This window comes from Rossellomorea orangium (assembly GCF_019334305.1).
Taxonomy (GTDB): Bacteria; Bacillota; Bacilli; order Bacillales; family Bacillaceae_B; genus Rossellomorea.
Window position 1 is genome coordinate 458,086 of the sequence record NZ_JAHWGH010000017.1, and the last position, 8,949, is coordinate 467,034.

The window sequence follows — 8,949 nt, forward strand, 5'->3', positions numbered from 1 at the left end:
GGGGGATACCTTCCCCCAGGATCAAAAAAAGGACTGCCGTTTAGGGCAGCCCTTGTCCACTATTTATTTTTCTTGAACAGTATCATGAAAGCATACGGAATGATGCCGAACCATCTGAAAAGAAATGGTTCCCGCTCGTTCTTTTTCTGCTTTTTTAATGTTTTACGTTCATGAGGTGATTTTTCATAATGTTGAACAAATGTTTGTGTTATGAACTTAACATAATCATTCACTGACATAAAAGCACCACCCTCCGCTTCCATCAGTATTCCCGGTAGTGCCAGGAATTATACAACATTATGTTGAAGATAGGGTAATATCAGCTCTACCACTTCATCCACGGATTTACCCTCTGTAAAAATGGTCACTGTGCTCCCACTTTCGTAAAGGGGCAGCCGACGCTCATACAGCTCCTTTAAACTGGTTTTCGAATTTCTTTGAACAAGTGGCCTGTCCTGATCTCCTTCAAGCCTTTTCCATAATGAACCAAAAGGGCAGGTAAGATGGAAAACAGAACCACAATTCCGTAGAAAGGCACGGTTCTCCTCCCTTTCTACTATTCCACCACCAGTCGTTATGATGGCCATTTCTTTTTTCAGTTCCTGAAGAACACTCGTTTCAAGTTCTCTAAAATACGTTTCACCATGCTGATGAAAGATGTCTCTAATCGATTTTTTCTCTTTAGTCTCAATATATTGATCCAGATCAATGACAGGAAGATTCAGTACTTCTCCCAAACGTTTTCCAACCGTTGTCTTTCCCACACCCATAAAGCCTACAAAGAAAATCGGTTTCATATTCTACTCCCAACGTATGATTTGTTTTGTTTCCCTATTATACACAACCGTTTCAGGAAGAAAAACCTTCTCGTCCCTTTTGAACGTCAATTCCATTTGAACTTCACTGGAATTGAGCATCGTACTTGAGGTCATGACCTCGCCGAAAGTTAGATTTATTACTCCAGTGTATAAGGATTCATTCTCCATCTCGAGTAAGATGCTGTGGGAGAGGCTTATGTTTCTCTCGTGCATACTCTTCATATTCGAAAGGTATTGATACTTACTTATATAAATGTCTTTTGATGCAAAAGCCAAAAAAAGGACAATCACCAGGAGGAACAGGGTATACGGCAGGATGAACCCACTATCGTTAAGGTGAAAACGACCCCTCAAATGGTGAAAAACACATGAAATCCCCTTCCACTTTTTCGCCTCCTTCAAATTCCAAATCCAAATGCACCCCCCCTCGAATGGAAGTAAAGGTAACCTGATCCACTGCCTGAAGTACGATTTCATGCCCTCTATTATTCACCCTCCTTCGAATGGATTGATCGTAGGTTTCATATAGAATCGTTTCTCCATCCATCACAAATGAAATGTGCTGTGGCGCGATTTCTACAGCTTCCACATTCTTTAATTCGTTCCTAACGCTCTCATTGAATAAATTCCACTCATAATAATGGGGTGGGACCAAATCATTCTTTATCATCATAAAGCCCTTCATCATAAGAGGAAGACTGAAGGATATCATGCAAAATACACTAAAACTTAACAGGGCTTCAACCAATGTAAACCCCCGTTCATCTTTTTTGTGATGTACAAATCTCCCGGCTATCGTAGCGAACGCAAGCTTCATCACCACTCCCATCTTTCCAAGCGACCTCATACCTGACCCCCTTATACATTCTTGCATGAGTAGAAAATTCATGCGTAACAATCGCTTTCTCTACACTTTCCCTAAGAAATTTCAGCGCTTCCACTTCATACTGAAGCTGTTGAAGGCGGTGCATGTATTGAATGAGAAAGGGTATAAACAACCCACATATCATAAGGGTACAACTAAAAGCGACAAGCGTTTCAGTAAGTGAGAAACCTTTAGAATTCTTGTACATAAAATCTCCCTTGGCCAATTTGGAACATGAGGTACATAGTCTCATGTTCCGTTTTAAAATTCACACTGCCAAATCTGTTCGTATTTCCATCAGGATAAAAAGTGATCTCTTCGAGGCTGTTCCTGGCAGCTATCTCAATTCCTGCAGGAAGCTCCCTTGATACAACCGTTTGTCTCGCTTCCGTTTTCGCAACATATTTATTGGTTAGTGGATAAAAAGTCAAGAAAATCAGTGATTGATGGTTGACACTGTAGCTTTGAATCTGGTAAAGATCCGATTCGAGCTGGGAAATGAAGAGCTCCTTTTCAGTGTGGCTTTTTAAAGGCAGGACAGAAAAGCCGACCCATGAAAGGAGAATGGTGAAGATCATCAAGACGATGAGCATTTCTATGAGGGTATAACCTGCTTCAGCTTTACCACTATCATTAATCGGAAGTCACCACTTTTCCTTCCGCATTCACAGTGATGGCTCTCCCATCAGGACATGCTTTATACTCATCGTTCAGATAACCATCTGTAACAAGAGAATCAATGGTCACCGGATCAGTATTCCCGTCCATCTTATATGCTTCAATTTGCCCTTCGACCATATGAATAAATGCCTCACAGCCTTTTGAATTAATGGAATTACTCTGATTGGTCACATTCGGGATTGTAATGAAAAGCAAAACAGAAATGACGAGTAAAACGATCATCATCTCGATCAAAGTGAAACCTTTTTCATTTTTGAGCATATTTGTCCTCCTGGAAATAATTTTTTTCATATCCCCTGCATCATTTGAAAAAGTGGCATCATAATGGAGAAGTAGATCGCCATGATGAATAGTCCGACAATAGTAAAAATCGCAGGCTGGATATACTTGAGCCATGTATGCGTTCTTTCTTCTAAATCCTGAAAGCAGATATCACTGTAAACACGAAGTTCTTCTGCCAACCTTCCGTTCGTTTGACCGTGATGAACGATGAACGGCAATTCTTCCTGAAAAAATGGCAGAGAAGTAAAACACTCATGAAAAGGTATACCTGCTTTAAGTTTTTGTATGAACTGGCTGGAAATGTACTGCAATGTCGGACGGAATGATTGACTCTCGATGATGAGCAAGGATTCAGTAATGGATACTCCGCTTGAGAGAAGAAAACTTAATTCCCGGGAAAAAAAGTAGGAATGACCCAGCTTTATATAAAACGAAAAAATTGGAAGTCTGCTTAAGGCTGCCGAAAGTTTTGGAGGGGAAATTCGCTTTTTAAAAAGAAAGAAAAGAATGGTGGAAAATAGGAGAATAAAAAAAACTACACCTAATACCATTGGGAAGTTTTCGATAAAGTGTAAAAGATACGTAAGTTTTGCTGAAGGTTCATAGCCCATTGAAGAATACAGGGACTGAAATCTTGGAAAAAGCACTTTGCGAAGCAGCACCATCATGATGATGGAAATGAAGATCAGCATTAGTGGGTATTGGAAGACTTTTTGCAGCTGCTGTTGATTTTTCCTTCTTTTAATAAGATAGGTCCCAGCTTCAGACAAAGTGTGGCCCATTTGACCATGATGCTCGGCGAAAAAAATTTGTGCGCTGACGTGACTGGGAAGGTTTAATTGTTTACTCATCACAGTGGAAATGGATTCACCTTTCTGGAGTGAGGCAACCAATCTCCTTTTTAATTTGATGGTTTTCTTCTCCTTTGGTACCAAAAGAAAGTCGATGGCTTCCATAAAGGTATATCCCTTTTGAAGTAAATCACCAAGTCTCTTTAGAAATTTACCTTGATCATCGCTTTTCTTCATGAACCCATTTCCTATATTCATTCTCTGAAACAAAACCTAGTGCCACCCCTTTACAGATTAATGTTTGCAGTGTGCGGTACTTGTGTTGGACAATTTCACCCCTTGCCTCTTTCAATACTTTCTTCAAGGCACTTCCCGTAATGATTTCATATACCGATGCCCTGTTCCGCTTTTCCCCTCTTAAACATTGTCCGCCACACTCCCCTTTGCAGATCGGACATAAAAGTTTCAACAATCTTTGAGCGGATACAGCAAGCAGGGTCTGCTCGATATCATGCCACTCGATTCCTAATTCCATTAAGCGGTAAATCGCCCCTTTTGCATCTCTTGTATGCATGGTTGAAATCACCAAGTGCCCCGTCAAGCTTGCCCTAACAGCGATTTCTGCCGTCTCCCGATCGCGGATTTCCCCCACCATGATAATGTCGGGGTCGTGTCGCAGGATTGCTTTTAATCCCGTGGAATACGTAATCCCTGCTTTCTCATTTACCTGGATCTGAACCATTTCATCATGCTGCTTCTCGACGGGATCCTCCAGGGTGATCACATTTCGGTTTAATACCACGGAGCAGTGGTGAACGAGTGAATATAACGTAGTGGTTTTACCACTACCAGTCGGTCCAGTGAACAGGATGAGGCCATGGGAATGCATTAGCAGGGCAAGAAGTTTCTTGGCAGAAGAAGGGTAAAGAGACATTTTCTCAATGGGAATCTGGTATTTTTGAGGGAGTATCCGAATGACGAGACTTTCTTTTAAATGTGTCGTAGGCAGGGTTGATATTCTGAGAGAGAGAGGGGTATTTCTGACGGTAAGGCTGAAAGAGCCACTTTGAGGTTTGCGTTTTTCTCCGATATCCATGGAAGCCATGAACTTCAGATGGGCAATCAGACGTTCTGCCTGATCTTCGTCGATGGTCTGGAATGGCACCAAACCCCCGAGTTTCCTGAATTGAATCAAGTATTCTTTCGTTCTGGGTATCAAATGAATATCTGTTGCATCATTGCTGAATGCTTCTCCAATCATCACTTCCGATAAAGATTCGACTGAGTGAAATATGGATGTGCACCACCTTTCTTATTTCTTACTTTAAGATATACGACATTTTGTTACAAATTCCTTCTTTTTCCACAAACTTTTTTAAATCTTGCATTGAAGTATCTTCTCTTTCTCTTCGAATCACATATTAATCGCCCACCCATATATTATGAAGGAAAACATTCATTCGAAAGCGGTGACCCTTCTCATGACGAAATATATGGATTACACCTCTCCAGATGTACAATTCTCATATGATGTTAACAAAAGTACTCTATTTAAAAAAGACCATCAAAACTTGATCAATATTTTGGGAGTAGGCCAATTAAATACATTGGATCAAACATCCCTGCTTGATATCTATTTAAGTAAACATAACTTTGTAGAGCCCCACTATCATCAAAATGCTGCCGAGCTGGTATATTGCATTTCAGGTGCGGCTACAGTATCGATTCTTAATCCATTTACAAAGGAAATACAAAATTACTCTATATCCCCGGGACAAGTTGCAAACATACCTCAAGGCTGGTGGCATTACGAGGAGGCGACCAAGGACCGTACTCACCTATTGGCAATCTTCAATGCGCCTACCCCGGAAGTGATACTAGGTTCGGATATCTTGAAGCTCACCCCTTCAAGTGTCATGGCGAAAAACTATTGCATGAATGAAGGCGCGTGGATCAAAACGACAGAAAAGGTGAAGCCGGGCACCTATATCGGTCCGAGTTGCTTAGAACCTGAGAGGTATCCACCAGCCCGGACAACACAGCACAATTACTCCCCATATCATTATCGATATCAGCCAAACCCCTATTACTACAGGCAATGCATCCCGAAAACTTTTTAAAAAAATACATGAATAGTTCCTTAAAATTGAAACATACTATATTTTGTAAAGAAGATTCAATGGGCTATAGCCAAGCGGTAAGGCATCGCACTTTGACTGCGACATGCGTTGGTTCGAATCCAGCTAGCCCAGTTTTAAAAGCGGAAGGGGCTTTGCCCAGAGGCGACAAGCATAAGATGAGGCATCCCGGAAGGCGCTCTTTGCCTTTTGGGGTGCCTTAGCTTATGACCTCGAGCCTCTAAGCCCCTGCAGCTGGATAATCCAAAAGCGGAGGCGGCTTGGTCAGCCCCGACACTTACCATTGAAAAAGGCAGTCATTTGAAAAATTCAAGTGACTGCCTTTTATATTCAGCTGCTTTTCTTCAATGTTCTGTTTTTATTCGCAAGACTCTGAAGTCCATCCGGGTTGTAGCCGACCACCAGTTTTTTTCCGTCTGTCAGAAGTGGCCTGCGAAGAAGCTTCGGTTCATCAATGATTAATTTAATCACTTCGGACAGTGGCAAATCATTCACATCTTTCCCTAATTCTTTAAAGGTTTGGCTTCGAGTGGCGAGGATCTCATCAAGTCCCTCTGTCGTAAGGGATAACAATTCCATTAGTTCTTTATGAGTCGGTGTCTCTCTAAAAAGGTGCCTCTCATCAAAATCAACAGAATGTGCGGTTAACCACTTTTTGGCTTTTCGGCAAGAGGTACAGCTTGGATAAGTAAAAAATGTAAGGTTATTCACTTTCTTGACCTCCTTCAAATTTAACTTTCAAGTTTCTAAGATTTGTTAAACATATTGTATATTAATTGTATAACTTTTGTACAGTAATTTCCCTTGGGAATTTGTGAACATTTTTTTACAGAGAATGGACGGAGTGAATTCTTCTTGGGTTGCTATCGTTTTAAAGCTGATTACAACTCAATATCAGGTAGAGGCCCCCTTCAGTAAACGGGAAGGTTTCACATTTTGAGCATTGTGGAAGTAAGTAACAAGGGTAAAAAACGGATAAATAAAATTTTAAGGGTTAGATTACACCTATTCGTCACAAACTAACATCAAACACTTATTTACTTTTATGGTAGTATTCATTTATAATATTGAGTGATGGACTTAGGGTGCAAAGGAGGGTTACATATGGATCGTATGTTTAGAGTTCTAGGTTTTTGGACTGGTATTTTTGCCGTTATGTTCTATCTTGGTGATATGACCACAACATCATTAATCTTTTTAGGCCAAACCGGATTCTTCATTATGCTTAGCTATTTAAAACTGTCCGAACGCATGTATATTTATGTTTTCGGTGCATACTTAACAGTGTTCTTTGCAGGTTTTACTTATTGGACGACCTTTATGATGACTCCGGGTGCAGGAGGACACTAAAAAAAATCCCTTCAGCTGATTGCTGAAGGGGTTTTTTTAGAAGCCGTTTAAAAATGGATTTGAGTCCATTTCTGCTTCTATTGATGTTTCAGGACCATGTCCAGGAAGAACCTTTGTTTCTTCAGGCAGGGTCAATAACCTTTCATGAATGCTTGCCAGTAACTCTTTGTGATTTCCACCTGGTAAATCGGAACGTCCGATACTCCCCATAAACAGTGTGTCTCCTGCTAATACAATTCCACTTTCTTGTACATAATAAGAAATACTACCAGGTGAATGACCTGGTGTTTCGAACAACTGGAGCTGAAAGTCTCCGATTGTTAAATTCTTTTCATTTGTCAGTATGTAATCAGCCGGTTTAAGTCTGATCAACTCACCCATCATGAATAGCTGGGAACCATTTAAAGAGGGATCCAATAACCACTGAGCTTCTTTTTCATGAACATAAACTGGGATGTCAAAGCTCCTCCTTATATCGTCAACAGCTCCGATATGATCGAAATGAGCATGTGTGAGGAGAATGGCTAACGGGGACAACGATTGACTTTCCAACCAGTCAATCAGTTTCTCCCCTTCACCACCGGGATCAATGACAAGACAATCCTTGCTAGAGTTCCATAAGATATAACAGTTGGTTTGCAAAGGGCCTAATGGGATTTGTTTCCACTGCAACGTTTTCACCTCCATTTGTGATACATTAATTGTATCAGAACTTCCAGCTTCATAAAAACATGGAAGTCGCAAGGTAGACATAGAAGTGTCAATATTTGACCTCGACAAAAAGGAAAAAAAACTATAAAATGTTAATGAGTGCATTTATGTACATATTGTTATCAAGAGGTCAGTAAAACGCATTTTAATGAAAGGGGTCATATAAATGGGTCTTGTAATTATTACTTCACTGGTTACTTTATTAGCTTTATTTGCAGTAGTAAGCACTTTCAAAAACAAGAATGCAATGGGAATTCTTTTCTCACTTGCAACATTAGGTGTTTTTGGATGGTTTACAATTATGACTGTCCTTCACTCTGGTTACCCAGGTGGTCATTAATTAAAAATGTTTCACATTAAAAAGCCTTCCATTTCATTATGGAAGGCTTTTTAATTCAACGGCTTTACAGGCACCAAAAAGTACCCTATGGATCTTTTGGATATGTACGTTATACTATTAGTGACATTTACCTTAAGGCGATTGGGATATTCGACATCCTTACAGCCAATTCTATATATAATTAGAACTCGGATGAGGAGGTTTAGTAATTGAAAAAGTACAATATACCGGTTGAAGCTTCCCTGGAAGTGATTGGAGGAAAATGGAAGGTTGTAATTCTTTGCCATCTAATCAAAAATAAACGGAGGACCAGCGAATTAAAACGGTTGATGCCGGGTATAACACAGAAAATGCTGACCCAGCAATTAAGGGAGCTGGAAGCAGATGGCGTCATCAATCGGATCATTTATAATCAAGTCCCTCCAAAGGTCGAATACGAATTGACAGAATACGGATGGTCATTAAAAGAGCCTTTGGACATGTTATGTGCCTGGGGAGAACAGCATATTGAAAAAACATATCCTGATAAAAGTGAAGTTCTCTTAGAAAGTGAAGAAGCGTAAAGATCAAATTAAAAAGCTGTTTTCACAAAGATTGTTGCTATTCGCATACAAACTAAGATTTACGATGCTCTGTCATTTAAGTTGTAGTGCAGGAGGGTGAAGGGAACAGTCCTGCTTTCCGTAGGAGTCTACGCAGTTCCCTTCACCCTCTCAAGTAGTAAGTAGTTGACAGAGCAAAATGGTTTGTGACCATCAGTTCAAAAAGAGTAAGGGACTATGAAATAAAATGGGTAACTATAACGAATGAATAAGCAGTGGCATACGCAATCTCCACATTTCCTTTGTGATAGTCAAACTTTTCGTAAGTTGATCGGAGCGGAAGGTGCTCGACTCCTGCGGGAAACGCTGGACAGGTGAGACCCCGCAGGCGCAGCCGAGGAGGCTCACCGCCAGCCCCGCGGAAAGCGAGC

Annotated in this window: 14 protein-coding genes and 1 tRNA gene; 5 read left to right on the forward strand and 10 right to left on the reverse strand. The window is 40.6% G+C overall.

Annotation, left to right across the window (positions count from 1 at the left end; genetic code table 11):
• Window positions 1-59: 59 nt before the first annotated feature.
• From KYJ26_RS17195 to comGA, 7 genes are all read right to left on the reverse strand, one after another.
• Window positions 60-239 carry a YqzE family protein gene (locus KYJ26_RS17195; RefSeq protein ID WP_206849811.1) on the reverse strand — a complete coding sequence of 60 codons (180 nt, stop codon included), beginning with the start codon at window positions 237-239 and terminating at the stop codon, window positions 60-62.
• 48 nt (window positions 240-287) lie between these two features.
• Window positions 288-797 (reverse strand): shikimate kinase, encoded by a 510-nt coding sequence (locus tag KYJ26_RS17200; RefSeq protein ID WP_219168585.1) that lies wholly within the window; start codon window positions 795-797, stop codon window positions 288-290.
• 352 nt (window positions 798-1,149) lie between these two features.
• Complete coding sequence (comGF, locus tag KYJ26_RS17205; RefSeq protein WP_219168586.1) at window positions 1,150-1,665, reverse strand: competence type IV pilus minor pilin ComGF; 516 nt, start codon at window positions 1,663-1,665, stop codon at window positions 1,150-1,152.
• Between the two features lie 209 nt (window positions 1,666-1,874).
• Window positions 1,875-2,321, reverse strand: a complete 447-nt coding sequence (comGD, locus tag KYJ26_RS17210; protein WP_308807571.1) for a competence type IV pilus minor pilin ComGD — start codon at window positions 2,319-2,321, stop codon at window positions 1,875-1,877.
• The gene (gene comGC / locus KYJ26_RS17215) at window positions 2,317-2,643 is read right to left on the reverse strand and encodes a competence type IV pilus major pilin ComGC (RefSeq protein ID WP_374939776.1); all 327 of its coding nucleotides are present in this window, start codon (window positions 2,641-2,643) and stop codon (window positions 2,317-2,319) included. Before comGC ends, comGD begins: the two co-directional genes overlap by 5 nt.
• An 8-nt stretch (window positions 2,644-2,651) precedes the next feature.
• Window positions 2,652-3,674, reverse strand: coding sequence for a competence type IV pilus assembly protein ComGB (gene comGB, locus KYJ26_RS17220; RefSeq protein WP_219168589.1), 1,023 nt, complete (start codon window positions 3,672-3,674; stop codon window positions 2,652-2,654).
• Window positions 3,658-4,731 (reverse strand): competence type IV pilus ATPase ComGA, encoded by a 1,074-nt coding sequence (gene comGA / locus KYJ26_RS17225; protein WP_472691016.1) that lies wholly within the window; start codon window positions 4,729-4,731, stop codon window positions 3,658-3,660. Before comGA ends, comGB begins: the two co-directional genes overlap by 17 nt.
• Before the next feature lie 187 nt (window positions 4,732-4,918).
• Here comGA and KYJ26_RS17230 point away from each other — a divergent pair, with 187 nt between their 5' ends.
• Together KYJ26_RS17230 and KYJ26_RS17235 are read left to right on the forward strand one after the other, a co-directional pair.
• Complete coding sequence (locus tag KYJ26_RS17230) at window positions 4,919-5,557, forward strand: cupin domain-containing protein (RefSeq protein ID WP_219168591.1); 639 nt, start codon at window positions 4,919-4,921, stop codon at window positions 5,555-5,557.
• Between the two features lie 60 nt (window positions 5,558-5,617).
• Window positions 5,618-5,689 (forward strand) — tRNA-Gln (locus KYJ26_RS17235).
• Between the two features lie 216 nt (window positions 5,690-5,905).
• Here KYJ26_RS17235 and KYJ26_RS17240 read toward each other — a convergent pair.
• Window positions 5,906-6,286, reverse strand: coding sequence for a Spx/MgsR family RNA polymerase-binding regulatory protein (locus tag KYJ26_RS17240; protein ID WP_219168592.1), 381 nt, complete (start codon window positions 6,284-6,286; stop codon window positions 5,906-5,908).
• Window positions 6,287-6,679: 393 nt separating this feature from the next.
• Between KYJ26_RS17240 and KYJ26_RS17245 the strand changes: the two genes are divergently transcribed.
• A complete protein-coding gene (locus KYJ26_RS17245; RefSeq protein WP_034757675.1) occupies window positions 6,680-6,925 on the forward strand; it encodes a DUF2626 domain-containing protein in 246 nt (81 codons plus the stop codon).
• A 36-nt stretch (window positions 6,926-6,961) separates the two neighbouring features.
• On the opposite strand, the gene KYJ26_RS17250 is transcribed toward KYJ26_RS17245, so the two are convergent.
• Window positions 6,962-7,597, reverse strand: coding sequence for an MBL fold metallo-hydrolase (locus tag KYJ26_RS17250; protein ID WP_219168593.1), 636 nt, complete (start codon window positions 7,595-7,597; stop codon window positions 6,962-6,964).
• Between the two features lie 205 nt (window positions 7,598-7,802).
• Between KYJ26_RS17250 and KYJ26_RS17255 the strand changes: the two genes are divergently transcribed.
• Both KYJ26_RS17255 and KYJ26_RS17260 read left to right on the forward strand, forming a co-directional pair.
• Complete coding sequence (locus KYJ26_RS17255) at window positions 7,803-7,976, forward strand: DUF2759 domain-containing protein (protein WP_034757672.1); 174 nt, start codon at window positions 7,803-7,805, stop codon at window positions 7,974-7,976.
• Window positions 7,977-8,185: 209 nt separating this feature from the next.
• Complete coding sequence (locus KYJ26_RS17260) at window positions 8,186-8,539, forward strand: winged helix-turn-helix transcriptional regulator (protein ID WP_206849844.1); 354 nt, start codon at window positions 8,186-8,188, stop codon at window positions 8,537-8,539.
• A 214-nt stretch (window positions 8,540-8,753) separates the two neighbouring features.
• Here the strand turns inward: KYJ26_RS17260 and KYJ26_RS17265 are convergent.
• Window positions 8,754-8,949: hypothetical protein (locus KYJ26_RS17265; RefSeq protein ID WP_219168594.1), on the reverse strand; the 196-nt coding region annotated here is incomplete at its 5' end.

Bases quoted from the DNA above. Each gene is read 5' to 3' on its own strand.
- comGB (WP_219168589.1), bottom strand. From the start codon at position 3,674: ATGAAGAAAAGCGATGATCAAGGTAAATTTCTAAAGAGACTTGGTGAT.
- KYJ26_RS17245 (WP_034757675.1), top strand. From the start codon at position 6,680: ATGGATCGTATGTTTAGAGTTCTAGGTTTTTGGACTGGTATTTTTGCC.
- KYJ26_RS17230 (WP_219168591.1), top strand. From the start codon at position 4,919: ATGACGAAATATATGGATTACACCTCTCCAGATGTACAATTCTCATAT.
- KYJ26_RS17255 (WP_034757672.1), top strand. From the start codon at position 7,803: ATGGGTCTTGTAATTATTACTTCACTGGTTACTTTATTAGCTTTATTT.
- KYJ26_RS17200 (WP_219168585.1), bottom strand. From the start codon at position 797: ATGAAACCGATTTTCTTTGTAGGCTTTATGGGTGTGGGAAAGACAACG.
- KYJ26_RS17195 (WP_206849811.1), bottom strand. From the start codon at position 239: ATGTCAGTGAATGATTATGTTAAGTTCATAACACAAACATTTGTTCAA.
- comGF (WP_219168586.1), bottom strand. From the start codon at position 1,665: ATGAGGTCGCTTGGAAAGATGGGAGTGGTGATGAAGCTTGCGTTCGCT.